The 26,636-nt window shown below is 58.3% G+C and carries 23 protein-coding genes and 1 pseudogene; 13 read left to right on the top strand and 11 right to left on the bottom strand.

Annotated elements, in window-relative coordinates:
• Positions 1-147: 147 nt before the first annotated feature.
• Both EI291_RS14530 and EI291_RS14535 read left to right on the top strand, forming a co-directional pair.
• The gene (locus EI291_RS14530) at positions 148-969 is read left to right on the top strand and encodes an HNH endonuclease (protein WP_170172651.1); all 822 of its coding nucleotides are present in this window, start codon (positions 148-150) and stop codon (positions 967-969) included.
• Positions 970-1,230: 261 nt separating this feature from the next.
• Entirely contained in the window at positions 1,231-2,295 is a 1,065-nt protein-coding gene (locus EI291_RS14535) for a Fic family protein (protein WP_125421309.1), read from the top strand.
• A gap of 258 nt (positions 2,296-2,553) precedes the next feature.
• Here EI291_RS14535 and EI291_RS23530 read toward each other — a convergent pair whose 3' ends face one another.
• Entirely contained in the window at positions 2,554-2,688 is a 135-nt protein-coding gene (locus EI291_RS23530) for a DUF72 domain-containing protein (RefSeq protein WP_125421687.1), read from the bottom strand.
• A gap of 568 nt (positions 2,689-3,256) precedes the next feature.
• Between EI291_RS23530 and EI291_RS14545 the strand changes: the two genes are divergently transcribed.
• Positions 3,257-3,796 (top strand): hypothetical protein, encoded by a 540-nt coding sequence (locus EI291_RS14545; RefSeq protein ID WP_125421312.1) that lies wholly within the window; start codon positions 3,257-3,259, stop codon positions 3,794-3,796.
• Between the two features lie 333 nt (positions 3,797-4,129).
• Here the strand turns inward: EI291_RS14545 and EI291_RS14555 are convergent, their stop codons facing one another.
• The 4 genes from EI291_RS14555 to EI291_RS14570 all read right to left on the bottom strand — a co-directional run bounded on the left by EI291_RS14555 (position 4,130) and on the right by EI291_RS14570 (position 10,629).
• Positions 4,130-4,546: an aldehyde dehydrogenase family protein gene (locus tag EI291_RS14555; RefSeq protein ID WP_205701606.1), complete on the bottom strand. Its 417-nt coding sequence runs from the start codon at positions 4,544-4,546 to the stop codon at positions 4,130-4,132.
• A gap of 2 nt (positions 4,547-4,548) precedes the next feature.
• Positions 4,549-5,289, bottom strand: coding sequence for an SDR family oxidoreductase (locus EI291_RS14560; RefSeq protein ID WP_125421318.1), 741 nt, complete (start codon positions 5,287-5,289; stop codon positions 4,549-4,551).
• Positions 5,290-5,374: 85 nt separating this feature from the next.
• Positions 5,375-5,953 (bottom strand): TetR/AcrR family transcriptional regulator, encoded by a 579-nt coding sequence (locus EI291_RS14565; RefSeq protein WP_125421321.1) that lies wholly within the window; start codon positions 5,951-5,953, stop codon positions 5,375-5,377.
• Positions 5,954-6,204: 251 nt separating this feature from the next.
• On the bottom strand, positions 6,205-10,629 hold the full coding sequence (locus EI291_RS14570; RefSeq protein ID WP_125421324.1) for a DUF7619 domain-containing protein: 4,425 nt from the start codon (positions 10,627-10,629) through the stop codon (positions 6,205-6,207).
• Between the two features lie 120 nt (positions 10,630-10,749).
• Between EI291_RS14570 and EI291_RS22895 the strand changes: the two genes are divergently transcribed.
• Together EI291_RS22895 and EI291_RS23535 are read left to right on the top strand one after the other, a co-directional pair.
• Positions 10,750-10,902, top strand: coding sequence for a hypothetical protein (locus EI291_RS22895; protein ID WP_170172652.1), 153 nt, complete (start codon positions 10,750-10,752; stop codon positions 10,900-10,902).
• 149 nt (positions 10,903-11,051) lie between these two features.
• Positions 11,052-11,321: pseudogene (locus EI291_RS23535) on the top strand (DDE-type integrase/transposase/recombinase); the annotation flags it as partial.
• Between the two features lie 11 nt (positions 11,322-11,332).
• Here EI291_RS23535 and EI291_RS23210 read toward each other — a convergent pair.
• From EI291_RS23210 to EI291_RS14585, 3 genes are all read right to left on the bottom strand, one after another.
• A complete protein-coding gene (locus EI291_RS23210; RefSeq protein WP_240635560.1) occupies positions 11,333-11,521 on the bottom strand; it encodes a hypothetical protein in 189 nt (62 codons plus the stop codon).
• Positions 11,522-11,550: 29 nt separating this feature from the next.
• The gene (locus EI291_RS14580; RefSeq protein ID WP_125421327.1) at positions 11,551-12,036 is read right to left on the bottom strand and encodes a hypothetical protein; all 486 of its coding nucleotides are present in this window, start codon (positions 12,034-12,036) and stop codon (positions 11,551-11,553) included.
• A 312-nt stretch (positions 12,037-12,348) separates the two neighbouring features.
• Entirely contained in the window at positions 12,349-12,732 is a 384-nt protein-coding gene (locus EI291_RS14585; RefSeq protein WP_125421330.1) for a pentapeptide repeat-containing protein, read from the bottom strand.
• Between the two features lie 890 nt (positions 12,733-13,622).
• Between EI291_RS14585 and EI291_RS22630 the strand changes: the two genes are divergently transcribed.
• From EI291_RS22630 to EI291_RS14620, 8 genes are all read left to right on the top strand, one after another.
• On the top strand, positions 13,623-14,261 hold the full coding sequence (locus tag EI291_RS22630) for a hypothetical protein (protein ID WP_148103413.1): 639 nt from the start codon (positions 13,623-13,625) through the stop codon (positions 14,259-14,261).
• A 77-nt stretch (positions 14,262-14,338) separates the two neighbouring features.
• Positions 14,339-14,941 (top strand): hypothetical protein, encoded by a 603-nt coding sequence (locus tag EI291_RS14590; protein ID WP_125421333.1) that lies wholly within the window; start codon positions 14,339-14,341, stop codon positions 14,939-14,941.
• A gap of 465 nt (positions 14,942-15,406) precedes the next feature.
• Positions 15,407-16,114: a hypothetical protein gene (locus EI291_RS14595; RefSeq protein WP_125421336.1), complete on the top strand. Its 708-nt coding sequence runs from the start codon at positions 15,407-15,409 to the stop codon at positions 16,112-16,114.
• Positions 16,115-16,856: 742 nt separating this feature from the next.
• Positions 16,857-18,926 carry an NHL domain-containing protein gene (locus EI291_RS14600; RefSeq protein ID WP_125421339.1) on the top strand — a complete coding sequence of 690 codons (2,070 nt, stop codon included), beginning with the start codon at positions 16,857-16,859 and terminating at the stop codon, positions 18,924-18,926.
• Positions 18,927-19,191: 265 nt separating this feature from the next.
• The gene (locus EI291_RS14605; RefSeq protein ID WP_125421341.1) at positions 19,192-21,204 is read left to right on the top strand and encodes a WG repeat-containing protein; all 2,013 of its coding nucleotides are present in this window, start codon (positions 19,192-19,194) and stop codon (positions 21,202-21,204) included.
• A gap of 106 nt (positions 21,205-21,310) precedes the next feature.
• Positions 21,311-22,198, top strand: a complete 888-nt coding sequence (locus tag EI291_RS14610; RefSeq protein WP_125421344.1) for a hypothetical protein — start codon at positions 21,311-21,313, stop codon at positions 22,196-22,198.
• A gap of 73 nt (positions 22,199-22,271) precedes the next feature.
• Positions 22,272-22,520 carry a hypothetical protein gene (locus tag EI291_RS14615; RefSeq protein ID WP_125421347.1) on the top strand — a complete coding sequence of 83 codons (249 nt, stop codon included), beginning with the start codon at positions 22,272-22,274 and terminating at the stop codon, positions 22,518-22,520.
• A gap of 164 nt (positions 22,521-22,684) precedes the next feature.
• On the top strand, positions 22,685-22,978 hold the full coding sequence (locus EI291_RS14620) for a hypothetical protein (protein WP_125421350.1): 294 nt from the start codon (positions 22,685-22,687) through the stop codon (positions 22,976-22,978).
• Between the two features lie 826 nt (positions 22,979-23,804).
• Here the strand turns inward: EI291_RS14620 and EI291_RS14625 are convergent.
• The 3 genes from EI291_RS14625 to EI291_RS14635 all read right to left on the bottom strand — a co-directional run bounded on the left by EI291_RS14625 (position 23,805) and on the right by EI291_RS14635 (position 26,573).
• Positions 23,805-24,227: a hypothetical protein gene (locus EI291_RS14625; RefSeq protein ID WP_125421353.1), complete on the bottom strand. Its 423-nt coding sequence runs from the start codon at positions 24,225-24,227 to the stop codon at positions 23,805-23,807.
• A gap of 1,226 nt (positions 24,228-25,453) precedes the next feature.
• Positions 25,454-25,933 carry a hypothetical protein gene (locus tag EI291_RS14630; protein ID WP_125421356.1) on the bottom strand — a complete coding sequence of 160 codons (480 nt, stop codon included), beginning with the start codon at positions 25,931-25,933 and terminating at the stop codon, positions 25,454-25,456.
• Positions 25,934-26,072: 139 nt separating this feature from the next.
• Complete coding sequence (locus tag EI291_RS14635) at positions 26,073-26,573, bottom strand: hypothetical protein (RefSeq protein WP_125421359.1); 501 nt, start codon at positions 26,571-26,573, stop codon at positions 26,073-26,075.
• Between the last annotated feature and the right edge of the window lie 63 nt (positions 26,574-26,636).

A 26,636-nucleotide genomic window follows, 5' to 3' on the forward strand; every position in this document is an offset into this window, starting at 1 on the left:
TGCATGCTGCCAGACTTTGTAATGTCCGCGAATACGTGGGTTGAGATAACCAGTTCAAACCATGGTCACGGTGGTCCGGGGTGGGAATTTGGAACTTGTCTGTGGAGTCCTCGAGTGGATGAAAGCGGCGCAAAGCGATATGAGGTAATGCTCCTTCCCGAGGTAGGTGATTTGGTATTGCACTTCTATAAGCACAACTGGGACGGGGGCGCTGCGCATACACAACTGTGCGGGTTTTCCCGAGTTAAGTCCAGCTGCCGCGTCATCGATACCCCACCCCCTAGCCCCGGTAGATGGGTTGCTCCGGAATATTACCGCATTGATTTATCAGATTACCAAGCATTTGAAAAGCGCTTAGTTCCCGAAAATCTAAACAAGCACCCAGAGTATCTGGCACGCATCCGTAGCGAGATGACACCCATCCGCCCTGGCCGTTATCCTTTTGCTTCTTATGGTACTGGTATTAGAATTACTCAGGGACAATATCTAACTCGCTGCACAGCGTTGCTATACGACGTATTTCTGGATGCCCTAGGTCTTGAAGTCAGGGCTACAACAGCCAGCGATATCGAGCGCAAGGGGCAAGAGTTTCAAGAAGGAAAAAGACGGTTGCGAGAAGCCTATTTCTTCACTCGAAACCCTCGGCTTGCGTCGGAGGCCAAGCGGCTGCGTAACTATACCTGCGAAGTGTGCAGCTTTGATTTTCGGCACCATTACGGGGAATTAGGTAACGGCTATGCCGAGTGCCATCACAAGAACCCCTTGTCGGAACGGCCTGAAGAGTTGTGGACTGATGGGGTAATGACATCAGTGGAAGATGTGGCCGTGCTGTGTGCCAATTGTCACCGGATGATCCATAGCAAGCGCCCCGCATTGAGCGTTGAACAGCTTAAACAAATTTGGCAGGCTGCCGCCCTGGAACACTTAACAGGAGTTAATGGGGAATTTAAAGAATCGAACCTTAACTAAATATCACCTTATTGCTGTCCATTATTTCTTATCTCCCGATGCGCTTAATTCCGGTCCTAGTGTCAGTCTATTGGGACTACCAGATAAACCTTATAGTTTTTGCTTTGTGCTTGTAAGCGTATTCCTCGAGCAAGAACGCTTGTATCACCTATGATAAGAAAACCCTCAGTTATTTTATATAGGTCACAATCCTATGTAAAGAAAAATCAAGTTTCTTTACATAGCTAGCTTACATATCTTCCTGGCTAGTTCTCACCCAACGTGCAGACAAACTGGCAACCATCGGCTCTTCCGCCTGCAATAGAACTGGAAACACGAGCTGTACTAAAAAAACTACCGGCTGCTCATCGCGCTTTGGCAGAGCTCAAGGGCTTAGTCGCCGCAATTCCCAATGAGAGCATACTACTGGATACACTGCCGTTGCAAGAAGCAAAGGACAGTTCAGCTATTGAAAATATCGTCACTACGCACGATGAGCTCTTTAATGCTGAGCTTAATTTAGGAGTGTCCCAGGCCGCCAAAGAGGTGCAACGCTACGCGGCGGCTTTACGCCTGGGCACACGCTTAGTACAGCAGTTTGGGTTTCTGAGTGCTAATCACATTGCCCAAATACAGGAGGAATTGAAGCGTGATAACGGGGGCTACCGCAAACTACCTGGTACGACACTCAAAAATCAACGTGGGGAGGTAGTGTATACTCCACCACAAGACTCCATAACCATCCTGGACCTGATGGGGAATTTAGAGCAGTATCTAAACGATGATTCATTACACGACGTCGACCCATTAATAAAGATGGCCGTGCTGCATTTTCAGTTTGAGAGCATCCACCCGTTTTATGATGGAAACGGGCGCACCGGGCGCATTATCAATATTCTATACCTGGTGCTTAAAGGACTGCTGGATATTCCAGTGCTTTACCTGAGTCGGTTCATCACGCATAACAAAGCTGATTACTACCACTATCTACAGGCGGTGCGCGATACCGGTGCCTGGGAACCATGGCTGCTCTATATGCTCGAGGGCATTGAGCAGACAGCTCGCGAGAGTATCATACTGATCACTGAAATGCGCAGTCTCATGCAGCAAACCAAACAACAACTGCGCACCTACAAATTCTATAGCCAGGACCTTCTCAATAATCTATACCGACACCCCTATACCCGCATCGAATTCTTACAGCAAGAACTCAATGTGAGCCGCCCTACTGCCGCCAGCTACTTAAATAAACTAGCGGAAGACGGCATCTTGGTTAAGCACAAGCAGGTAAACTCGAATTACTACGTAAATCAGCCGCTGTTTGAACTCCTCGCACGACTAGGCTAAGCCCTCGGTTCATAGTCGAGCTGACTAGGTGAGATCAGGCCAGGGTAAAACTTGAAAAGCCTGACACTGCCGTAGGAAGCATTGAAATTGAGTAGGTTCCGATAATTAAAAGTTATCGGAACCTATTAGGGCGGATACAGCAGCCTGACAGGTTCCAAGTGCGGGACAACTGCTCGCCGAGTAAGTAAAGAAGGATTTACCCAGACCGGCTCGTTCCGTGGTTTATCACCGTCGGGCGCTGGAAGCAAGTCGTACTACTCATGACCGCTCCGCTACCAGTTGCTGCAGAGTCTGGGCATTGACAAACGCGGCACCCATGGTATTGTTGAAATAGGCATATACGTCTTTGCCCTCTTGGATGTAATCGTGTATCTGCTCGGCTTGGTCGTGCAGAAAGTCGCGCTCGTAGGACTAGCGGTAGTTGCCCTGCGGGCCGTGGAAGCGCAGGTACACAACGCCGTAAGCCACCACCTTGAGCCGAGCTTTGCGGGCGGGGCCTTTATCGTGCAGCACCAGGCTGGCGCCATATTGATTCAGCAGGTCAAATGCCTCATTGTCGTACTAGCTGGGGTGGCGAAACTCCACCGCCTGGCGCCACTCGCGCGCGGGGTCGGCCGCCGCCAGCGCCTGCAACAGGGCACGAACTGCGTGGAGTTGGCGAATGGTGGTGCTGGGCGAGAACTGAATGAGCAGTCATCCCTTTTTGGTGCACAGCTCCCGGGCAGCCTCCAGAAAGCGAACAATACCGGAGAGGTCATAGGCCAGCGGCTTGGCGTGCGCAATATCGCGCCACAGCTTGAGGGTAAAGGTAAACTCAGGGCCGGCAGCTGGAAGGCCCTGCACACGGACTACACCCATTCTCTCTGAAATTTCACACCTAGGCCGCAGGTCGGTTGGCTATCTGCTACTGCTGGGAGTCACAGCTCGTCCGGCTTGTACCAAACTTCCCGTATTTTGGGTCGTGCGCACCCGCTGGTTCCTGTTTCCACTGCTGCTGTTGTCAGGGCTCCTGCCGGGAATCCAAGCTTCGGCGCAGCGCGCATCCTGGCCCCGGCAGGCGGGTACCGACCGCATTGAGTTCCGCGGGGTGCTGCCCTGGCCAACGCCCCTGCTAACAATGGCTCAACGGCAAGCCCTGGTGCGGCAATGGTACGCAACCAAACTCACGGATCAATTACCGACCCCACTGAAGCGCTGGAGTTCCGGAAAAACCACGTATGCCGGGTTGCCGCGTGAGGCGTCCCTCGACTCCGTTGTATATGTATCCGACCAGTCCGGTAGGGTTGACTCCGTATATGACCGAACTATCTGGCGGTTGGAGTTTCAGGTTGACTTGGTGCCCACCCCAGTTGGATTGGCTTACCGGCTTTTCGATTTTCAGAGCATCGTGTCGCAATACGATAATGCCACCTCCGAAACCCTGGAAAATATGCTTCCCCGGTATGAAGCTGAACATGCCGTGTTCTGCCGGCGCCTGCAGCGGGTGCTGACCGGCTGGTGACCGGCTGGTGACCGGCAGAGGAAATTTTAGAAGAATGGCTCTCCTGTCAAGGATGGGAGAATGCTCCCCCACCCTTGGTTCCCCCAAGCTGATCTGCAGGGGGCCGGGCCTGTTTATAACGGGCGTGATAACCCCGTACTGAAACCCAGCTATCTGCCGGACAACGTCGCCAGGAGGTTTTCCAGGTTACGCAGGGACATCTTCATTCCCGCAGTGAAGCCTTCTAGGATGCTCTCCATTCTCTCCAGGGATTCGCAAGCACCTGCTGGCCACGATAAATTAAGGCTAGCCATAAAGGCGAGTAAGTCAGGAGGCGTTTTAAACGTTCAGCCGCTAAATCATGCTCAGCGCCATCGCCAGCTTCTCATAGTTTTGTGGCGAGTAACGGAAATCCGGCGCGGCGGATGCCGGTTTTTTGAGAATGCTTTTGTAGTGCGAAAACTCCCGGAAACCGGCCTCGCCGTGGTAGTTGCCAATGCCGCTGTCGCCGACCCCGCCGAAGGGCAGCGCCCCGTTGGCCAGGTACAGAATCGCTTCGTTGATGGCCCCGCCGCCGAACGATACTTCCGACAGCACTTGTTGCTGGGCCGCCTCGTCGGCGGTGAACAGGTACAGAGCCAGTGGCTTGGGCCGCGCCTTGATAGCCGCGATAATCCCGCCCCCGATGGCAAAGGCTTTCCGGTCGAGTTTGAGGAGTTCACGGTGACGCCCGTGCCGCCCGCCGCCCGCAAGTAGCGGCCCAGCGAGCAACCCTAGCGCTGATTCAGCATTTCGAAAGCCTGCTGGGGGGCCGACAGAAAAAACGCCCGGAACCCAGCCGTCTGGCCGATGGGAATTTCCCATTCGTCGTGCTCGATGCCGGCCACCAGGGCCTCGGCTACCTCGGCGGCGGGCATGCCGTGCGCGCCGCCGATTTCCTGTGAAAACGCGGTATTCACCAGCGACGGCAGGGCCTCAAATACCTTCACGTTGGTCTCCTGGGCCAGGGTATGGCGCAGCGCCAGCGTGTACGAATGCACCGCCGCCTTGCTGTCGGAGTACGAGGGCGCGGCCACCGATGGCGCGTAGGCCACAATGGACGACACGTTGACCACGGCCGCCTCGGGCTGGGTTTTGAGCAGCGGCAAAAAGCCCTCGGTGATACGCAGCAGGGCAAAATAGTTGGTAGCAAACTCCTCGTGGGCCTTTTCGGCGGCCCCCGCGCCCGCGCCGTGGCGGTAGCTGAACGCCCGGCCGGCGTTGTTGATGAGCACACTCAGCGTGGGGTAATCGGCCGTCACCTGGGCCACGAGCTGTTGCACCTGGGCCGGGTCGGTAACGTCGCAGCGGATGGCCACAGCCCCCGGCAGCTCGGCCGCCGCCGCTTGCAGATTGTGCATGGTGCGGCCCACCAGAATAACGGTGTTGCCGCGGGCGCTCAGTAGCCGGGCCGTTTCCAGCCCGATGCCGGTGCCGCCCCCGGTGATGAGGACGGTTTTGTGTGAGATGTTCATGAGAAGTAGTGGAAATGCCCACTCAGGGCGTTGAAATACAGGCGAAATAAATTGTAGCACTCGCTACAATTTGGGGCAAAAAAAATCACTCGAACAGCCGCAACTGAAAATCGATGAGCTGCCGGAGTCGAGCCGGGTCGTGCTCAAGCAGGCGGGTGGCGTTCAGGCCAGTCCAGAGGGTGGTGAAGTACACCGGCCACAGCTCGGGAGCCAGGCGGGCCAGGCTAGCGGCAGCGTTGGGAGCCCGCAGCAGGGCCAGGGTAAAGGCGTCGGCCACTTGCCGGATGTAGTGCCGGGCGGCGGTTTTCAGGCACTCGTCTTCGGTTTGGGTTAACGTATTGGCATAGTAGCAGCCGAACCGGTGAAACGGCCCCTGCGCATCGGCCAGCGCGTAGTAGTACTGCCGAATGATGTCGAGCGGGGCCGCGCTGGTACGCAGTGCGTCGAGCAGCGGCCGGGGGTGCAAGACAAAAAAGCGCTCCATCGATTTGAGAAACAGCTCCTGCTTGCCGTCCTTAAATGCCAGGTAGAAGCTGCCCTTGCCAATGCCCATCGCGGCTTGCAAGTCGCGCGACGAGGCGTGCTCGTAGCCCTTTTCCCAGAACACATCGATGGCACGGTCTAGGGCCTGCTGCTCATCGTACTGCTTTTGTCGGCCAGCCATGCGGCAAAGGTAACATAGTGTAGCGCATGCTACAAAATAAATTTTATGTGGAAATGGCTGTTTTAGTTCATCAAAATCCCTTTCCACAGCCAAGCTAGTCGAGCATATTGCTCGCCGGTTGTAAACGTGCGCGTTTCGACTAAATGACCCAATGAGAGTTGTCTAATCGTGTTAAAATTCTTACTAACAAGCAATTAGGCACCGAAGTCCCTAACAGTAATTTTATATCCCTGTTACTATAAGAAGGCCTATTAATTCACCATGATGCGTTTTAATACGCGGCCACGGGTGGTTTCAATAAGGAGTATATATAAGCCCGTCCGGCCCGGGGGGAAGTACAACGGCATGCTGGTGGAGGAGGCTTGACGTAACTCCTGGCTGGTTACGAGGCTGCCCAGGGCATTGTACACGCGTACCTGCTCCACACTAAAGTCCGCCCGCTGCCAGTCCAGTACCACCCTTTCCCGGGCGGGGTTGGGATACACCGTGATGGACTCGTCCGCCTCCAACGCCAGCAGCGTAAAGGGAGTGGCACTGCTGGCGCGGCCACCGGCTCCCCCAATAGTGAGGGGGCCCGACCGGGCACCCGGGGGTACCCGTACCGTGGCCGTGGTAGCCGTGGCTGCCAGTACTGCTGCCCGCACCCCGCCAAAGGAGATAGTGTCAGGTAACCCATCAACTAGGAAGTTTGCCCCGGAAAGTGTCACCTCTTCCCCTACGCTGGCCTGCGCAGGAACCAGCGACGTGATGAGCGGAGCGGGCAGGAAAGTAAACGAACGGGAGGAAACCGTAGCACCCCCTGGAGTCTGGACCCGGATAGGCCCGGTTTGCGCAGTGGGTGGTACGCGCACCTGCAGGCTAGTAGTGCCGGCCGCGACCAGCACAGGCGCCGCGCCCGAGCCAAAGGTTACCACATTGCGGGCGGCCGGGCCAAAGTTGCCGCCGGTAATGGTGACCACGTCACCGGCCTTGCCCTTTGCGGGGGTGAAGTCCAAGACCGTAGGCGGGTACCACACGGTGAAGTCCTGCAGGCTTTCTACTTGCCCGCCCAGCGTGTGAAGCCGGATTTTACCGGTGGTAGCGCCGGCAGGCACCGCTACCTGCAGCGTAGTGGCGGAGGCCTGTCCGACCACCGCCGGGGTCGTATTAAACCACACGGTGTCCTGCGCGGCCAGGGGGGCAAAGTTTGCCCCGGTCAGCGTGACGAGGCTTCCAGGTACGCCTTCTGCGGGCGTTACAGCCGTTACGGTAGGGGGCTGGTACACGGTGAAGGCACTGGGACTGCGGCTGGTGCCGTCCGTCGTGCTCACGACAACGGAGCCAGTGGTTGCAGTGGCCGGCACTCGCACTGTCAGCGTCGTGGCCGTGGCACTGAGCACGGGTGCCGGCACGCCATTAAAACGCACCGTATTGGTGGCAGCCGTCGCCCCGAACCGCTGCCCCGTCAGGGTGACGAGCGTGCCAGCGCGTCCCTGGGCGGGGGTGAGCCAGGTAAGTGTGGGGGAGGCCAGTATGGCCGGGTAGCTCAGGGCCACGGCGGGAGTTACAACCACCGGCAGGTCGTATATCCGGTTCACCGTTGCGTTGGTGCGGATGGGGGGATTGTAGTCAAAAAAGATATCCGCTTCGTTTGCAATCAGGGCTCGGGGGGCCAGGCCTGCTTTGGGTTGGAGCGTGAAGTAAACGAACCCGTTGCTGCCCGCCGCGTCACGCGACATCGGCGGCAGGTTGATGTTTTCGAACGTGAAGGTGAGCACGGGGCGGCCGTGGCCCGTCACGCTGAGCCGGTAGGGATGGGAAGCCGCCCCTACCCGCAGGGTGCGCAGGTCCAGGTCGGCGCTCAGCGTGTCCACAAGCTCCACCCGGTAGGCGTCGTCCGTTCCCGTGTTCTGGAACCGCACCTGGTAGCGCAACGGTACGCCGGTGGGGGTGTAGTGCTGAGCGGTGACGCCGTTGGGTACGACCAGCTTATCGTTTGGGTCGTACGAATCCAGAATAGGCTGGCAGTCCTCGGCGGTTTCCGGGCCGGGAACATTAGCCGGCATCGCCAGCATATTCGGGTTTGCCTGACCAGGGGTGCCCAGGCCCGGTACCTCCACTGTGCGGCTGGCGGTCTGCTGCGTGGGGTGGCCCGTGGGCTGATCGGCCTCGAGGCGCAGCACGGGGCGGGTGGCCGGCACCCGGAGCACCAGACTGTCCCCGCCCGCCAGCTGGTAGCGGTGCCGCAGGGCAAGCTCGCTGTTTTGGTAGAGACGCAGCGCCAGGCTATCGGTCATAGCGGCAGTGGCCGTGTTGCGCAGCACGAACCGGACCTGGTTGCCCGGCTGCAGCGTGCCTTTCACTGCGACGGTGGCCCCGTTCCAGACCGGAAGGGGCGGATAGCTGTTGAGCGGCGTGATGGTGGCCTGGGTGCAGACCGTACGGCCGCGCAGGTCCGGGTTGCCGCATACCACCGAATCCTGAAGCACGAAGGTGCCGGCCGCGCCGGCCGGCAGCGTGCCGACCGCGAACAAGTAGCGTCCGTCGGGGGCGCGGGTATAGGGCGCATTGGCGGACACCAGTACCACCTCCGGGGGCAGGGCCACCGCCACGGCCACGTTAGCCGCCGCGGCGAATCCATCGTTGCCGTAGTGCACGGTAGTGACGTTGCGAAAGCAGCGGCGGCGGCGGTTGGATGACACACTTACCCGCAGGAATGGACTGGTGCTGGCGTGAAAGCCAAAGTCCAGGTTGTCCAGCACGTTGTTATAGCCCCGCAGGTTAACAACGGCGCCGGGCACGCACGTGAGCTGCAGGCGGCGACCCACTTCCTCCGGAGCGGGAAGCGGGGTTATCTGGTAGCTGCCGGTGTCCACGGCCAGCACGTAGCTCCCGTTTTCATCCGACATCCCGAAGTAGTCGCCGGGCTTCGCCACTACCGGGATATTACGAAGCAACGGTTCGTTGCTGTCGCGCTGACAGTTCTGGTTGACATCATCGTAGAGCTGTCCGCTGATCAGATTTACCGGCTGCTGCTGCTTGGGTACGTAGCAGCGCACCACGTCGCTGCCGCTGCTCAGGCTAAGCAGGCGCGTGCCCCGGCGGTTCACGGAGACGGCCGTCCCATAGCTAGGCATGGGGGTCTGAACGCTGCCGTCGGCGGAGTACACCCTCCCCAGGTGCGTGTAGCTGGCCACGTACACGTTGCCCCGCCCGTCCACGTCCAGGTCCACCGGGCCCACCGAGATGGAGCTATACTGCGGCGAGGGACCAAACTGCCGGATGACCTGCCCGGCAGGGTTGAATTTCTGTACCCGCTCGCCGTTGAAATCAGCCACGTACACGTTACCGGCCACGTCAACGGCCACCGCCCGAGGCTGCAGAAACTGGCCGGAACCCATACCTGGTGAACCAATCGTTCCCAGCAATGCCCCTTGCGGACTGAGCTTGCGGATACGGTGCCCATACTTGTCGGACAGGTAGAGAATACCCGTGGGGCCCACGTCCATACCGTTGAAGTACTGGTAGTTCTGCGGAAAGCCAAACGAGGTGAGGCGCTGCAGTACCTGTCCCTGGGCGTTATACTTAACTAGTTCGGAGGCTGTATCACTGGTACTCAGCACGTAGATGTTGCCGAGTGCGTCCACGGCAAATCCGCCCACGTAGCCATTCGAAATGCCTACGGCAAAGGCCAGGATAGCCTGCCCCGCGGCGTTGTACTTACGCACCGTTACCCCATCGTAGGTGTACGTATTGCCCGCCTCATCCTGCCGCACGTAATGCAGGAAGTTCAGGTTGCCCCAGCGCTGGCGCAAGGTGCCCACGCCCGAGAACTTGTAGAGGTGGTTGGAAAATTGCTGGTGGGTGAAATCCGTGGCGTACAGGTTACCGGCGTGGTCAAAGGCCATGGCCGTATGGGTACTGCTCGAAAAGTCACGGTTTACCGTTCCCAGCAGTGTTCCGGTAGGGCTGTAACGCGAGATGCTGCCCTGTGAAACGGAAACGAGCATATTGCCTGCTGCATCCAGCAGCAGCACCTCAGCTCGAGGGTAGTTGTTTCCTCCCGCTGCACTACCCAGCGGAATGCGAGCCAGTAGCTGCCCGCTGGGACTGAGCTTGCTCACCATGAGGTTTTCATAGAGCAGATACAGGTTGCCAGCGGTGTCCACGTCGACATCCTCCAAGTCGATACCGTTGGCAGCTGGCAGAGGTATTTCCGGCAGCGCTATTCCCTGAGAGTCGAACCGGCACAGCTGCCGGTTAGAATCCACCACGTAGAGAATGCCCGTGGGGCCCACGCACAAACCCGATACCATACCGAGTTGCCCGGGCCCGCTGCCGTTAGTACCGAAGTGTAGCAGCAACTGCCCATCCGGACTATACTTGCGGATCACGTCGCCCGGCGCACTGTTACCGACACAGCCCACATACAGATTGCCGGCGTCATCCAGCGCCAATGCTTCCGCGCTGGCAGTCGACGGAAGCTGGAAGCTTGTGATAAACCGCCCGGTCGAATCAAGCTTATTCACCGCGCCATCGGCCAGGTAGATAGTGCCCCGTTGGTCGACGGCCACGTCGCGGGGCCCCCACACGGGCGTCCCCATCATCTTATCTAACCGGTAGCTGGCAAATGTGGATTGCGCCCACCCCGCATGGGCACTAAGCAGCAAACAGAAGGCGAGTAGTAGTCTGGTCATAGATACTGGTAGAAGGACGGATAGGTATTCGCAGGGAAGCAGGAATAGATAGGTAAAGGTATGAATGGGTGAGGTGGTCTAGGCAAGGCGGACAGAAGCAGGACGTATATTTCTTCTGTCATGGCAACAAAATCCAACGGGGCGTCGCCCGACCAACGGCGTAAATACGACGAGGCGTTCAAGGCCGAGGCCCTGCGCCTGGACAGCGAGAGCCGCAGCATCCAGGCCGCGCCGCTGGCAGCAAGCGCAGCTCGTAGCCGAAGTGGGCAGTAAGGAAGTGGCGCGCGACCCGGAGGTGCACGCGGTGCGCGCCCACCTCAAGCGGGCCGAGCAGGAGCTCGATATGTAAAAAAAAGCCTTGATCATCTTCGGCCAACCGCCTGCTGGGCCAATCGCCGCCCGCGGCCCTGAACCGGGTCTGGGTGAGCGACATCACGTACCTGCCCCGCCAGGGCGGGGGCTGGCTGTACCTGGCCGTGCGGCTGAACCGCTGCTCGCGTAAAGTCGGGGGCTGGGACGTGCGCTCTCGCCATGCCCGAGGACCTGATCAGCGAAGCGCTGCGCCGGGCCCTCGGGCATGGCGACGCCCCGCGGCCGGGCTCGTCGTGCACTCCGACCAGGGCAGCCCGTACACCGCCACCCGATTCAAGAACGTACTGACCCGGCACGGGGCCGTGCAGAGCATGAGTCGACGCGGCAACTGCTACGACAACGCCCACACCGAGTCGGTTTGGAGCCGTTTCAAAGCCGAACTGCTCGATGGCTCGATGGCGGCAGCTTCCCCGGCCTGGCCGAAGCCAAGCTCGAAATTAGCCACCACGCCGCCTACCACAATGCCGAAAGACGCCACTCCACCCTTGGTTATCTTGCCCCCAACCACTTCGAAACCCATCTGCAAACAACGTCCCAATTCTGTCCGGCTTAGCTAGACCACCTCAGTATCGTGGTGGATTGCCCACAGTAAATGTCTTGCTCGTTGACCCGATAGTACAGTTTGTCCCCTCGCACGTTAAAACCGGCGCGCATGATGCCATTTCTTGCCCGACTGGCCAGAACGACCACGTAAATGAACCGGGTTGCCTTCGGCTGGACGGTCAGTTGGAAGGAGGATGAATGCCGACGTTTATGGCCCACAACAGCCGACACATCTTTTAGCCCGTAATTCATCAAAGGTGCCTTTTCCTCGGTCATTTCCTCGGCGGGGAAAATGATTTTGAAGTAGTTGTCCGGTGCCGGCAGACCCTTACCTGTCGAAACCGGAGCGGTAGTCGGCAACGCAACGGAAGTAGCGGGCTCGTCGGCTAGTTTGAAGGAATCCACCGGGACGGCAACTGATAAGCGGATAGGCGCCGCGGTCTTATTGACGATGCGCGTCCAGAAAATAACATAAACATAGGCTTTGCCCACAGGGGTCGTATACGTGAGCCCCCCCTTGGGGAGACTGTTTTCGATGACTAACGGCTGGCCGTTTGCATCCGCGTATTCGTACCGGGTGTCCGTGTACCTGTCGTGGGGTAGCGCGCTACTACTGGGCCTTTCCACGCCGCCCGTGGCGTTGGCCACTTCTCTGCCCTTCGCACTTCTTTCGGGGGGGACTGATGTTCTGGTCCACAGGCAAAAAGCAAGGCGGGTAATGCAAACAAAATCAAGGCGCTTTTTCTCATGTCTTCAGCGTGTGCACTGTCGTGTTCACGAAACTGGTCCCAATTACAGGCACAATCAGGTAAAATGGTGGAAGGTATTGAACTCCTCCTGCCCAGCGTTCTGCCCATACACAGAGTTTTCGCTGAATACGAACCCTTCTACTTCCGCCCCTTCGAACCGAGTGCTTTCAACCGTACAGCCCGTAATAGTTGCTTGCTGCAAATTGGTGTTGCGGAAGTCGGCTGTCTTCAAGTTGCATTCCAGAAACCTACAGCCCGATAGATTAGCCTGGACAAATGCCAGGTTGAAGCAACAGTGCTTGAACGTAGCCTCGCTGAGGTCAACACTGCTCAGGTCCGCCGAGTCAGTTAGTTCAATGTCTTCGAATGTGCGTTGTCCTTCGCCATAAGCTTCGAGTAGCAACTGCTTGGTTGTGATTTCAGTCATGTAGTGGTCCATATTCAGGCTGCCTTTCTAACAGTTCCAACTAAGGGAATCTCTTTTTATTGATATCGGGCGCAGAGGATCCCGAATAGTCCAGTAAAACGGTCGTATAAGTGCTTTTATGTAATGAAAAATCGAAATGCTTCTCGTATCGGTACCCATATGACTCAAGGCTAGGTCGTTTAACTTTTGTACCAAGCTTTTAACCAAGGCCAGAACTACGACTTTCTATGCCGCATCGGGGTGCCGCTGCGCGAGATGAACCTACCGAAGATGACGCGCTTCACCGTCTCCTCCCCTACCGGGGTGGCCTTGCACCACCCCCTGGATATCGGCGGCATCGGCATCACGCGCTACGAGCTTGATTTGCCGGCTGGCCGCGGCGCACGGGGCCAGCATTCAGGAGGGCACCAAAGTGACGGATGTCGTCTTCGTAGAGGATGCGTTTACCCTCATCACGGCCGCAGGCGCGACGGTCCGGGCCCGCACGGCTTGCGGCGCCTGAGGCAAGCACGCCAACCTCGACGGCAAGCTGCGCCGCCCGTTTCTCGCATAATTACCGACCAAGTATTAAAGATGATGCATGGAAAAAGCTATTGATTCAGTACTTCAAGAAGTAGCACAAGAGCAGGAACCGAAAGTATGGGCAGTGAGAAGCTGGGCGGGCGGCTGTCCCATAAGGCCGTTTTGGCGACCCATCTGCTCCACCTTTCTGCTTGGCCGAGAAGGTGCCAAAGATTGCCTCATTTGCTGCCTTCAGGAATCAGTGACCCACTATCTTCGCCCTGGTTGACTTCTTGCGAAAAACGACGGTGATTTCCGGCTATGCCCTCGTAAGTACTACCGGCCAGCACCCGCAGACCAATGCCTTGCGGACTTACACCTTATTCTGCCGCTCTCTCCCGATGCTGTTACTGGATGAATCGAATGTTTTACGAGGAATCGGAGCCATCGGTGCTGCACTTAAATACCTTGGCTACGCGCTGCTGGCTGCAGTAACCTACCTGGGGCTACGATTGCTCTGGCGACCGGTCCGCCGCTCCGACGGGTCGCTAGAGTGGGGAACGAATGTTGGTCGTTGGCTGAGCGGCCTGCTACTGCTGACGCCGGCTACGTTGCTACTGACTGGATGGCTCTGGCCGGAGTGGTATTCACGGCGTGCCGACAAGGCTTATTCTGCCAGGCAACGAGCGCAACAACTACGGCTGGTGGGCGACTATGCATTGGATCCGACTATGAGTGACTCCTGCCTGCGCCGTGCTACTTTTACCCTCTCATTGTATGCCGACAGCACGTTTCGTGCGCAGGCCGATTTGCCGGAATTTGCATCTGATTCGCTCATCAGCGGGCGTTGGAGCCTGAACACGGACCACTCACCCCGGCTCATCGTTACGTTGGAGCCCTCGTGGAGTAACGTTAGGGCCTATCCATTGTACACCGATGCTATAGCTACTATTCCTTATCTGGAGGCCTCTACGGACCTGCCAGGAAAGCCCTCTAGCTATCGTCTTCGCTTGGCCAAGCGGCATGCTACTGATCGGTAGGATCCCCGGCTCAGCAAGGACGTTATCAGAGCATTTACATTGCCTTTAATAGATCGTGGCCCCTATACTCCCTAGGAATGGAAGGCTTATTTTTCGTCTTATGCTGGTTTTTAGCCTTTCTCTTTATCGTGACGCTGGGTCTGATGAAGTTTGTGGTCATTCCCTGGGGACTGCTCCGCGCTTTTTTTCACAGCGACTGGATTCCACCAGTGGTCAAGCAAGTGGTGGCCTGGACCGTAGGAATCCTTGTGCTCCTGCTCTTTGGGTTCCTGAGTTGGAGTTGGTATCGGCAGTGGCAGGTGAGGCAGACGGCGGCAGTTGAGCGTTACTTGCCACCAATTCGCCTCACAGCCCACCAACCCGGCCTGCTGCCGTTCCCGCTGGGCCGAGGCCGTATCGAGGTAGCCCGCTATACCCAGGACCCGTTGCTGGTTGTATCCGGTGACTTAGTCGTCGAGGGCCGGCTACGCGCCTACTTCACCGCTAGCCCGGGCTTAAAGTTTCTTAACGAGACCAACACCGTGCGGGTAAGTACTGAACAGGGAGACGCCACCCAGGCCACAGGACGGTCGGTGTATGACCCCGGTAGCCGAACCGTAAGCGGATCACTTCGCTGTGTGCTGCCTTCGGGCAAGCCGCTTTCCGTTACTTTCTCGTCCACCCCGATTACCAGACCATAACCCCCGTTGTGTTTCGGTAGACCTTTTCCTGCCTGTTGCACTCACGATGACCTGGACAGTACGTGCAGTGTTCTGTTGTTCTGGTGTTCAGAAGCTCATGCCATTGCGACAAAACGGGAATACTTTATCCAGAAGTCCACGTTGCGCCACTAACGTGGACTTGGCTGTCTTTACGCCGCCCCCGCGTGAGGAGAACCAAACTACCACCAGGGCATTGGAGCCGGCAATTACCACCTTAGGGGTACATTCAACCGCTTTTGATTAGCCTATTTATTTTTTTTCAATCCTTACGGTTCGAGGACCACACATCTCACTTACTACCTTACCCCATTGATGCCGCCTCGTATGCTTATTCCAGTCGACTCACTACCCGCCCGCTCCTCGGGCATGAGTAGCCTGCTCCTGTTCGCGCTTTGCCTGGTGGGGAGTTGCGCTGTCGTGGGGGGCGTGATCTTAATCGAGTTCATGTCCTTCTCCAGAGGCCAGGACGACTTCCAGGAGGGCTCTTACCTGCTGATTTTCTTTAGTCTGTCCCTGGGTTTCTGCGGGCTGGTTGCCGGATGCTTCTCCCGCAAATTCGGCCACGTGCTAGCCATCCTACTGGGCCTGGCCCCGGTGGGGGTGCTGGCTTTCTTTATCTACGAAGTGAGTGGCCATAGTACCCGTGCAGTATCGCCTGCCGATCAGCAGGCCGCCGAGGAGCAAGAGCAAGCGCGGATAAAGGCCCGGCGAGCAGCCCTCACCCGCGCTGCATTGGCTCAACGACAGGCCATTGCCCGCGCGCATCCTTACGCGGGCCGGGATTCCACCCAGCCGTATTATACAGCCGATCAGATGCCCAGCCTCACCGGCAAACCGGAGTTCCGACCTGAGCAGCGCGAGTCGTACCGCGAGCTGGCCCACTTACTCAGCCGCTCGGCAACACCCCATTTGGATCCTACGGAATTACAGCCAGATACCATTCCAGTCGGCTTCATCGTTGGCCCCTACGGAGGTATTTTCCAGGCTCAGATTCAATACGGAGAGATACCCGAGACTGGCGCTCACACGCGGGCAGAGGCAGCAGTGCTGCAAGCCGTGGAAGAGTTGCCGCTACTACATCCCGGCCGCATGAACGGTCAGCCCGTGTCGGTACGCATCCTGGTTCTAGTACCCGTACCAGCTTCTCACTAAAGGCGCCTTCCAATACCAAGGTGGGCTAGACAGCACATGTGTTGCCTAAACGCTACGTATTATGGCCGCAACGGTAGTGTGTGTCAGCGGTAAACGAGTTACTGGATTGGATGGGCGAGACAGGAGAATCAAAGCTGGAAACGAGTCGTTTTAGCGCAGCGGCTGCTTCTCTCCGGCTGTGGTGCGCGATAAATTGAACACGACTAATCCAAACGGGATACACGAAAATAACATGACTCCTGCTCCAAGGTCATCACTTAGCGCGTTGCCTAACCAAATCAGAAGCAAGGCCAGCACCAGGGCAGTGGTCTTAGCCGCCGTTGATGCTTTCGCTCGAGCCAGCCAGAAAAGGGGGTAACTTAGAACAAGTATCAGGAGGGCTAACAGCAAGAAGCCAGCCAGCGAGATGGAGGTAGTCTCTGATAGAAGTAGGGTTAAGACCATTGGCAGTAGGAAGCAATAAGGATCAGCGTAAGCAATGTAAAGTTAATCACGCAGCCTGGGCCGTTAGGGCTGCGTGATTTCTTCATGTGTACTGCACAGATTGAAGGTACGGCACCTTCTTTCGTGTTACGGCTGCCAATACTCTCAACGCACATTTTTTAAATAAGGCGGAGATGATGGGAAGCAGCCGGTTATCGGGGGGGTAGGTATAAGCAGTTATTACCCACCAAGCGCAGTGTGTTACGGTGTGGGATAAGTAGTTTGCAGGAACTCCCCGCTATCAACTACCATCTTCTACATGTATTCTCTCGCTCTTCCACGGCTGGCCAGCTGGCTGGCTATGTTTATTCTGCTCACGACTGCGCTGCCAATTACAGCCCAAAAAGGTACTGAGCCAGCAAATGCCGGTCGGATGAGCACGCTGGCCGGCGTGCCCCCAAACGGTAGCCCCGGCAGCACCGATGGGCCCGCCTTGCAGGCGCGGTTTAACTGGCCCCGGGGATTGGCCCTGGGGGCCGACGGCACCCTCTACGTGGCCGACACGAAGAATGAAACCATCCGTGCCATCAGCCCCCAGGGCATCGTCCGCACCCTGGCGGGGCAGACCGGCCGGCCAGGATTTGCGCAGGGCAGCGGACCACAGGCCCGGTTTAACCGGCCGGTGGGGGTGGTCGTGGATGCGACCGGCACACTGTACGTAGTGGATCAGGGCAATCAGGCGGTGCGCAAGATCACCCCCGACGGCACGGTGAGCACCGTGGTAGGCCACCCAACCAGCCCGTCTTCTTCCTTTCAGAACTCTGCTTCCCTGCAACTGGTCAAGCCAACGGCCATTGCGTGGGGACCGGGCGGCGACCTGTACGTGAGCGATGAAAACCAGGGCAGTATTTACCGCATCAACCCGGCAACGGGGGCGGTGCGCACCTGGCTCAGCACTGAGCAGTACCTGGCCGTGGCCAGCCAGGCACCCCGGTTCCGGGGCATGGAGCTGGTGAGCCTGGCATTCGACCCCACCGGCACGGGCTACGTGGGCGATGGGCAGGGCGTCATCCGCAAAATCTCCCCGCAAGGGGTGCTACGCGACTGGGTGGGCACTGCGGGCAGAGGCGGCTTCGAGGATGGTACTGGCCCCGACGGTCAGCTCGGCAACCCCACCGGCCTAGCCCTGGGCCCCGACGGGACGCTCTACGTGGCCGATAAGCGCTACGCCGTAATCCGGCGGGTGTCGCCGGCCGGGCAGGTCACCACCCTGGCCGGCCAGGGCGACCAAACGGGCTCCCGGAACGGGCCGGTGGCAACGGCGCGCTTCCTGCTACCGCACGGCCTAGCCCGGGCAGCCGACGGCACCCTCTTCATTGCCGACGAGCTGGGCAGCTGCATTCGGCGGATTTCGCCCCAGGGGCAGGTGAGCACCTGGGCCGGGGCACCCGTACGCCTGGGCGGCGACGACGGGCCCGGCGCCACGGCGCAGTTTCAAGCCCCTGAGGCCGTGGCCGTCGATGCGGGTGGAAGCGTGTACGTGGCCGAAGGCGGCGGTATGGCCGTGCGTAAGATTGCCCCCGATGGGCAGGTCAGTACCTTGTACGGGGGGCAGGAACGCTCCAGCGCCCCGGCCCGGTCTGTGTACCTGCACCATCCCACGGGAGTAGCAGTAGCGCCCTCCGGCATCGTGTATGTCTCGGAGGCCAGCAGTAATGTCATCTACCAGATTACGCCCCAGGGCAGCATCAGCCTGCTGGCGGGCCGCCCCGGCAGCGACGGGGGTGCTGTGGACGGGAAAGCAACGGAAGCCCGGTTCAGTCACCCCTCCCACCTGGCAGTGGGCCCGGGCGGCACGGTCTACGTTGTAGACGAATCTAATGCTTTGGTGCGTACCATCAGTCCCCAGGGCCAGGTGAGTACGCTGGTTGGGAAGCTGCCCACCTACATGGGGCCGCGGGATCCGCTGCTGGGCACGCCCACGGGCCTGGCCGTCGATGCGGCCGGCACCGTGTACGTGAGTGATGGCTCGGGCCACGTGATTCGCCGCATTACTGCGGCCGGCGTGGTAAGCGTTTGGGCGGGGCAGCCCGGGCAGGCGGGCCACGCGGACGGGCTGGCACGCAGTGCGCGCTTTCAGCATCCAGCGGGACTGAGCCTGGACCGCCAGGGCAATCTATACGTGGCTGATCAGCTCAACAGCACGGTGCGGCGGGTGTCACCTGCTGGGGTGGTCACCACGCTGGTGGGCGAGGCGGGCCAGCCGGGCAGCACGGACGGTCAGGGAGCTGCCGGCCGCTTAAGCCAGCCCTGGAGTGTGGCGGTGGGCCCGGATGGCGCAGTCTACGTTGCCGACTCAGGTAACGCAACGATTCGCGTGGTGCGCTGAAGCCCCTACTTGTCTGCTTTTCTGCAGCACCAGGGTTGGGGCGGGTAGCTGTTAACCCGTTGCGCAGCCTTCGGGTATTCTATCTGCCCCGGTACTACGTCAATGCCGAGCACTGGCGCTTCCGGAATGGCAAGTGGCAAGTGGAGGGAGCGTAGGCTGTTGTCAGCCAGCAACTGGCTGTGTACCTTCGAAGCACTCCTCACTTCCCTATTTGCCGTATCCAGCGCCTTCATCTTCTATAAGGTAGGCCGACGCAGTATCGTTTATGCCCTCTTCCCAACGCACCCAGCTGCCCGCCCTGCTCAGCGGCGTATTCATTTCATTCCTGAGCCTCTCTGCCCGGGCGCAGCCCTTGCCCAGGCCGGTTACCCACGAGCAGCGCGTCACGGCCTCAAGCATTCCCTTCCGGCGCGGGGCCGCCTGGGGCCTGATGAGCCCGCAGGGCAGGGTATTGGTTGAACCCCGCTACGCTAAGCCCATCAAGCGCTATTTCCGCGCGCCCCATCTCTGGTACACGAATCAGGCGGGACCTTTACCGGTTGTGCTGCTCAACGAGCAGGGTCAGGAACTCGGCCACTTTAAAACCTTCACGCAGGCCCCCAATGGGATGGTGGTCGCCACCGGCCGGCGCACCATTACCCTCTTTGATTCTGTTGGTCACCTGCTGCGCGCTACTCCCTACGCCTCCATTCAGGAGCAGTGGCATCAGGGCCTGGCCATCGTGAAGCTACCCGACTCGGTACGGACCAGCAAGCCCGCCTCCGGGCCCTACACTACGCAGGACGATAAGTACATACTACCGGGCCTAGTGGGCCTGATGGACGCGCAGCTGCGGGAAGTGGTGCCCCCCACCTTTCACCACATCGATGGGTACTGGCAGGGCTATGCGCCCGTCTCCATGATCGACCGGCGCAAGGGCGCCATCGACCGGGCGGGGCGGGTGACTTGGCTTAGCCGGGCCCACGCCGACACGATTGCCCGCGCGTATTTCGGTGGGTTTTGGGCGGGCTGGTCGAATGAGCGGCAGAGTGCGGCGGCCGTGGACGTGCACGACCGGGTGGTCGTGCCCTTCGGTAAGTACAAAGAGATTACGCGCGGTCAGTCGGACCCCTACATTGCCGTCATGCGGCGCGTCCGGCTGGGGGCGGCGCCCAACGGGAAATGGGTGGAGCGCTGGGGCCTGCTCGATACCACGTTCCGCGAAATCACGCCCCCGCTCTACGAACGGCTCGAGCAACACGGACGCTGGACAGTGGTAGAGGATGCCCCACTGGGTCCCCAGCAGGTACCGCAGCGCGGCGCCCTCTACCAGGGCCGGCTGGTTATTCCGGCCCGTAGTCCGCAGGTGTACCCGACCGGGGATCAGCGCTACGCCCTGGCGCTGGAGGCCCGCCGCGACTCGGCCACGCATACAACTGTCTTTCGCTACGTCTGCTACGGGCCGCAGGGTCCTACCGGTATGGCCGTTGTATCCCTGCAAGCGCCCGCCTACCTAGGCCATGGTATCTTCTCCTACCAGAGCTCCTACGAGACCCGGCCGCAGTTGATCCTGGCCAGTGGGCAGAAACCCTTCGACGAGGAGATTACCGGGGTGTCCACGGCCTACGGGGGGCGCTACTACCAGGTGCGCACGGCCACCAAAGCCGGTTTGTTGGACACGACCGGTCGCTGGGCCGTGCCGCCCAATGCCGCCTATGACGAGGTGCTGCCCCACCAGCCTGATTCGCTGTTTCTGGTCCGAAAGAATAAACTCGAGGGCCTCGTTACAGCTACGGGCCAGGTAGTAGTACCACTAGCCTACACTCGCATTTACAATGGCCCAGGTCGAACCTTTATTGGTAGCAAACCGGATGGTCAGTTGGTGTTGGGCCGCACTGGTCGCGTACTAACGACTCTGCCTGATTATAAGGCGGAGGGCAAGAAAGTGTTTAAGCTTGAAATCCTGGCGCCGGGCCTGTCGCTGTTGCACTGGCTCAGTGAGCCAGCCACCTTGCCTGCTTCTGCTGGCTCAGTGACGGGCTACGGGCGGGGGTTGCTGCTCGTTAATGAGCAGGGCCGGCAGATTTTGCCGGCAGAGGTAACGCAGGTAGGGCCCGCCAGCAACGGGGTCATCTGGGTGTCCAACGGCTCGGCCTATGCGGTGCTCGACTACCAGGGCAAGCTGCTCACGCCCTTCAAGTATACCAACGTGCAGCCTTTTTCTCAGGGCATTACCCTGGCCACCACCGGGGGGCAGGAAGTATGGCTGGACTGCTTCGGGAAGGAATATGCGCAGTAAACAGCCATTTTTCTCCAGCAGGTGGGTAACCCGAGTTCTTTTTCTGCTGCTAGCAGGGCTACTGGCCTGCAACCCATCCCAGACGGAAAAGCGCCCCCCACTCCCCGTGCCGCCCGGCCCAGCGCAGCCGGCCCTATCCCCCGCCAACGCTGCCTTGCCGGCCCGGTTTGTTTCGTTTACTCCGGTCATCGACCGGCGCATTGAGAATGCATCCGAGCGGGCCCAACCCATCATTGATTCGTTGGCCCGTTTACAGCCCGACTATGAGGCCGCGCGGTACTGCGACTTGGGTGAAACCCTCAATGAGCTGCTCGGCGCGGATGCCGAGCGGGTAGACCAGGTAGGGCCGTACGTGTTCAACCAGTGGAGTCCCTGGCTGACGAATTACTGCCTGCTGCACGCGTTTCTGGCCGACTCCGCCTCCGTTCTGTCGACCACATCCGCGGGAGAACGACCGCGCGGGTATCCGCGGCCGGTACACCTGCCCACCCGCAGCGCCCGAAAACTGTATCTGGTCGGGGAGCAGCAGGTAGCGCTGCTGGAATTCCGGCCCGATGGTGCGTTTCGGTGTATGATGCTGGGCCACGCTAACCCGTTCGGGGGCGTCGAACACCAGCTGTATGCCCACGCCGACGCCGAACTGCTGGTGCTCACCACCGTGCACGGTAACATGGGAGCCGGTCGCTGCGCCAGCGGCGAATCGGCTACCTACCTGCAGGTGTACGACCTGCTCCACGACCAATGGCTGCTCAACGAGCGGGTGGGGCGTAGCGAAACCATGCTAGGTGGCTGCGAAGACGAAAACGGCGCGGAAGTCGGCAGCCAGGAACTGGAGGTTACCCGCAGCTACCGCGTGCGCGACCAGGGACGCACCCTGCATTTGGGCGGCTATACCGTAAGCGGTGACGCCACCGATACCGATACCACGTCGACGGAACTGGCGGAAGGCACCTACCGCCTGCGTCAAGGCCGCTACCAGCGCGTGGGCAATTAAGGGCGACAACTCGCCTGTTTGCTCGCTGCTCACAAACGGTCTACTAAGCGCATATTCTAGCCCCACTATGCCAATGCCTTACGCCCTGCTGCTCCTCGATGAAGGCTCTGCTATTACGCTGGCCGTGGGAATAATGAGAGCAGTGCCCGTGGTCGTGCTCTACGGCGTTTCTTTCTATTTTCTGCTGCACAACCGGCGCACGTCCGAGCAGAAGCCCTTAGGTCTGCTGCTCGCCCTGGTGCTAGCTGGGATAGGCGTGTATGTGTGGCCGGAGCGCATGCTCTACGAGGAGTATAGCTACTCCACCCGCTTCATGGTGTGACTCTTGTTTTTAGCGCTGCTCGTGGCAGTACTCGTACTTACTCCTGCCGCCAAGGAGAGCAAAGAATATATCTTCCTGTAGCTTTCTGTTTCACTAGGAAGTACCCCCGAAAAAGAAGCCGCGACCTAGCCCTTCTATCACGTACCATATAACCATTTACAACAATGCTGTTAACCCTGTTCTTGTCAGAAAACACAGCCAGTAGCATGTTTTATTCCATGTTGTCGGTGTTGTTTGCCCTGGCCCTGCTGCTTCCCGTCTTATTCCTCTCGCGGCCGACCGCCTCTCCTCCCGCGAAGGTCGTGGCCGTGGCGCTAGCGGTGCTGCCGGCCTGGCTTGGCCACGGGGTCAACGGAGATTTCGCCTACATGTCGTACGCCTGGCTGGTACCATTCTGCTCGTATCTGCCCCTCGCTGGGGTGTTGTTAAATCTAGCCCGCAGTGCTGCCAAAGCGTAAGTCCGAAATCATGGCGCCGGGCTGAAACGCATCCAGTAGCAAAGAGAAGTGAACGATAGGCAGTTCGGTCCGTTATTGTCAGCCTGTAACGGGCGGGCAACTAGGGCCGATCAAGGAGCAACTATCCCTGATAAATAGCTTCCATTACTTCCTTGCTCCCACAGCATAGCTACTTTATAAGCAGCCTATCATGCTCCCCATTTTCGGCTCCCTGTTGCTGTCTTCTACCTCGGCAAGCTGGGTAACCTGGCTCGTGGTGCTTCTGTGGTGGATCCTGCTGTTAAAGTTGATTGTTCCCGCAGTGGCGCTGCTTGTTGGATTGGTGTGGGGTATAATACGTTATCGGATACTCTGGGCATTCATCTGGGTGCCCTACTATATGATAGGAAACGGTATTTATGAAATATCGAGGCACGCTGATTGGAATTCCGAGGCCTTATTATCACTTTCCGATGAGCCAGGGTTGCTGGTACAGTATGCTCCCTTATTCTTAACAGTGCCGTTTTTGATATGCCTACACATATGGTTGTATAAGCGTTTCACCAGAAAACCGAGTAGTTCGGCGCACAGGTTTGAGAAGGATGGCACGAGCTAAAACTTGCTGCGGGAATATGTACTGCGTGACGAATACTCTTCGGTCAAGATGAGGTGTTTTCGCCTTCATGCTAGCACGTAAGGCCATAACGCCTCGTCCCCGCGGGCTGATCATGAGCCCGGCGTACCGGCACGGCAAGCTATAAGTAGACTCCGCTCCGGAAATTTTTCTCGCTTACAACCGAAAGCCGTTCTTTCACCTACCGACATGCAGGGAAGGAATAGCATCTAATCAGTTTAGGGCCTGGGCCACCAAGTAAGTGTCCGCGTTCTGCCCGATAGGGGCCGTGTAATACTTGTAGGATACGTTGTCGGAGGTGCGAAACATCGGACCAAAGTTCTTTTTAACTTCAGCTGCGATGAATGCCTCGGCTTGCGCGAGCCCATTAGCCGGGATATGCGTCATTACGGTCGAGCATTCGCCCTGCTCGAAGAGGTAGCCAAGTAGGCGGCCGTCCGTAGTTTTGACCAAAAACACACCTTGCTCTTGCCCCACGAAGGTTTGCTTATTGGCAGTAATTGCCTGCTGTACAAATTCCTTTGGCTTATTCAGGCACTGTAGCTGCTGGTTAGTAATGACGGGCGCGAGCTCCGTGACAGTCGAGCAGCTGGTCCCCAGCGTGAGGGTAATAGCAAGGGTAACAATAGATTTCATAGCACTATTTGATAAGAGGCAGGAGTTTGGAGGAACAAGATAATGACGAAGGTAAAACTGCGTGATGAAATTCATAGACTGGGGTTCACCGATTCTTGATCCCCGGAATCCTTTTTGAGCATAACTTCAGGTATACCTACCACTTTGAAATCGTGGTGACTTTGGTTGCGCGGAATGGGCGGCGACGAGTATGGTACTATTAGAATGACAAGCCGCACTTTTTTCTGCTCATTTAGTTAGGGCCGGCTGCCATGCCAGCAACGGCAAACAAAAAATGATACCCTAACACAACTAGCACGTCAATTCCCAATAGCAGAGCCAGCCCGATTGACCGACCCCACCGCCGCTGCCACAGCCGCCACCCCAAGAGCCCTACTACCCAGAAAAGCAGCATCAGGGTCAATAATTCCCAGGCCCAGAACAAGATAATTGGCAAATTTCCATCCCCTCCCTGGTACATCAGGAATGCAAATACTGCCGGTAATAGGAACGCTATCAAAAGGTGGGCGGCCCAAAACAGGCAGATGAAGAGTCGATTGGACATGAGCGCATTATTTTTAACACAAGAAGTCGGAGAGCATCAAAACGTGGGGGACATTAGGTGTCAACAAGCTCCTGACCACTGTCAGCTAAGCCCCGGCAATAACTGCTTAGTCTCATTGCCCCATACTTTTTGATGCTCTTCAATGTCTCATCAGTCTGTTCTCGTTTATCAGAAGCCAGGCTTTCTGCTCTTGGAAGTACATGCCTGCACTACCCAACGCATGTTCGTGGTAGACTTGGCGACACCCGTACAGCAATTCCTGTGTCCTGTGGAGCCCTCTGAACTGGGCAATTCTTTGCGGCAGCTAGTGCTCCACGCCCGAACTGGGGTGGCTCACCCCACCGACTGGAAACAATGGGAGCAGCAATGGCTGGTGCATTTGGGTACCCGTTCCAGGCGTGCTTTTTTCAAGGACTGTACCGTATGCGCGATCGACCATTCCAACGGTCAGTTTGAACTGTGGGCTACCCAGACTAACGCCGTGGGCTCTTCTATGAACATCGGTCAGCCGTTGGTGGTATCCGCGGAGGATGCCAGTGCTCTTGGCCGAGGGGTACTAAGCATGCTTGCACAAGCACAACGATAAGCTTTGATGTCAGGTTTAGTGTAAACTGTCAGACTGGCAAAACGCGGTTTAACGGTTACAGCACTTACCATAACTGAGCAGACTAACTGGTGGGTATCAGTTGAAGCGCTTGAGTATTTTACCCTTCGTTGAGTACACTTCGCTGATATCGAAATACGGAATGTCATCACATTGATACAGCATTCCTCGTTCTCCTACCCCAATGTCGTAGCCAAAACGGCCGCGTACCACCACGGTATCAACCTTTCCGTGCCGGACGCGGTGCTGGTAGTAGCGGTAAAAAGCAGTCGTATCGCCGGCCTTACCACGCGGGTAGGGTACGAGCAGGGAGGTACCGAAAAAGAGGCGACGCACTGCGCTGGTGGGGTACTCGATTTTCACCACCCGATAGGCTTCTTGGAACTCGTCGCAGCCCCACTCACTGGGCCAGGTAACGGTTACCCGGGTAGGAGGCAGAAACCGGTGTTGAAGATCATCCACGAGCCCACCGCCTGCGCGATACAGCCACAGGCTCAGCAACAGCAGGACAGGAATAGCTAGTACACCGGCCACGGTTAAGAAAATCGGCTTCCACATGTAGCAAGTTATGGCCGTCAGGAATTCTGACAAGGTAATGGACAATGCATCAGCCATTGGAGCAAGTCCCTAGCTCGCCTTTCCCGAAGCGGCCACGGTGGTGCCTGGCAATCGGGTGACTCGCCAGGACCCTGGAGCATTATATCCAATAGGGCAGGTTGTCGGGGGAAAAGTACGCCGCCAGCTCATCAAAATCACCGGCGGCCTGGCACCGCTGTAAGTAGTCCACGGCCGCGGCCGCGTCGGGGTCGGGCACAGACTGCAAGTAGTCCAAGGTCTGTTCAATGCCGGCAAAGGCGACGAGTTGAATGTCGAACTCGCAGGCCGTGTCAAAGCTCAGCTGTTTGGTGCGCCAGAGCAGCAGGGCGTCGCGCACGTCCCCGTGCAGGGCGATAAGGTAGCCGGCCAGGCGCAGCCCTTCCGTCGTGGCCCCACCGCCCTGGGTGTAAGCCTGCACGTAGCGGGCACTCAGGGTGGTGAGCAGGGCGCGGGCAAACGTGATATTAGGGCGTTGCCGGTAGCAGTGATAGAGGCGCAGGCCCGCCTCCGACTCGTCTTCCTCGTCCGTTAACACTGCAAGAGCTTGTTCGTTTAGCTGTCCGGTTCTTTCGTAGGTGGTCAGCAGATCACACGTGGTCATGGAAAGTTATTGAGCAGAGGGAAGGGATAAAAATAGGCAGCGAATGAGGCCATGCAAAGAAAG

Origin of the sequence: Hymenobacter rigui (assembly GCF_003944715.1) — a bacterium.
Taxonomy (GTDB): Bacteria; Bacteroidota; Bacteroidia; order Cytophagales; family Hymenobacteraceae; genus Hymenobacter; species Hymenobacter rigui.

Bases quoted from the DNA above. Each gene is read 5' to 3' on its own strand.
- EI291_RS14530 (WP_170172651.1), top strand. From the start codon at position 148: ATGCTCCTTCCCGAGGTAGGTGATTTGGTATTGCACTTCTATAAGCAC.
- EI291_RS14560 (WP_125421318.1), bottom strand. From the start codon at position 5,289: ATGAACATCTCACACAAAACCGTCCTCATCACCGGGGGCGGCACCGGC.
- EI291_RS14565 (WP_125421321.1), bottom strand. From the start codon at position 5,953: ATGGCTGGCCGACAAAAGCAGTACGATGAGCAGCAGGCCCTAGACCGT.
- EI291_RS14570 (WP_125421324.1), bottom strand. From the start codon at position 10,629: ATGACCAGACTACTACTCGCCTTCTGTTTGCTGCTTAGTGCCCATGCG.
- EI291_RS22895 (WP_170172652.1), top strand. From the start codon at position 10,750: ATGGCAACAAAATCCAACGGGGCGTCGCCCGACCAACGGCGTAAATAC.
- EI291_RS23210 (WP_240635560.1), bottom strand. From the start codon at position 11,521: ATGGGTTTCGAAGTGGTTGGGGGCAAGATAACCAAGGGTGGAGTGGCG.
- EI291_RS14585 (WP_125421330.1), bottom strand. From the start codon at position 12,732: ATGGACCACTACATGACTGAAATCACAACCAAGCAGTTGCTACTCGAA.
- EI291_RS22630 (WP_148103413.1), top strand. From the start codon at position 13,623: ATGCTGTTACTGGATGAATCGAATGTTTTACGAGGAATCGGAGCCATC.
- EI291_RS14590 (WP_125421333.1), top strand. From the start codon at position 14,339: ATGGAAGGCTTATTTTTCGTCTTATGCTGGTTTTTAGCCTTTCTCTTT.
- EI291_RS14595 (WP_125421336.1), top strand. From the start codon at position 15,407: ATGTCCTTCTCCAGAGGCCAGGACGACTTCCAGGAGGGCTCTTACCTG.
- EI291_RS14600 (WP_125421339.1), top strand. From the start codon at position 16,857: ATGTATTCTCTCGCTCTTCCACGGCTGGCCAGCTGGCTGGCTATGTTT.
- EI291_RS14605 (WP_125421341.1), top strand. From the start codon at position 19,192: ATGCCCTCTTCCCAACGCACCCAGCTGCCCGCCCTGCTCAGCGGCGTA.
- EI291_RS14615 (WP_125421347.1), top strand. From the start codon at position 22,272: ATGCCTTACGCCCTGCTGCTCCTCGATGAAGGCTCTGCTATTACGCTG.
- EI291_RS14620 (WP_125421350.1), top strand. From the start codon at position 22,685: ATGCTGTTAACCCTGTTCTTGTCAGAAAACACAGCCAGTAGCATGTTT.
- EI291_RS14625 (WP_125421353.1), bottom strand. From the start codon at position 24,227: ATGAAATCTATTGTTACCCTTGCTATTACCCTCACGCTGGGGACCAGC.
- EI291_RS14630 (WP_125421356.1), bottom strand. From the start codon at position 25,933: ATGTGGAAGCCGATTTTCTTAACCGTGGCCGGTGTACTAGCTATTCCT.
- EI291_RS14635 (WP_125421359.1), bottom strand. From the start codon at position 26,573: ATGACCACGTGTGATCTGCTGACCACCTACGAAAGAACCGGACAGCTA.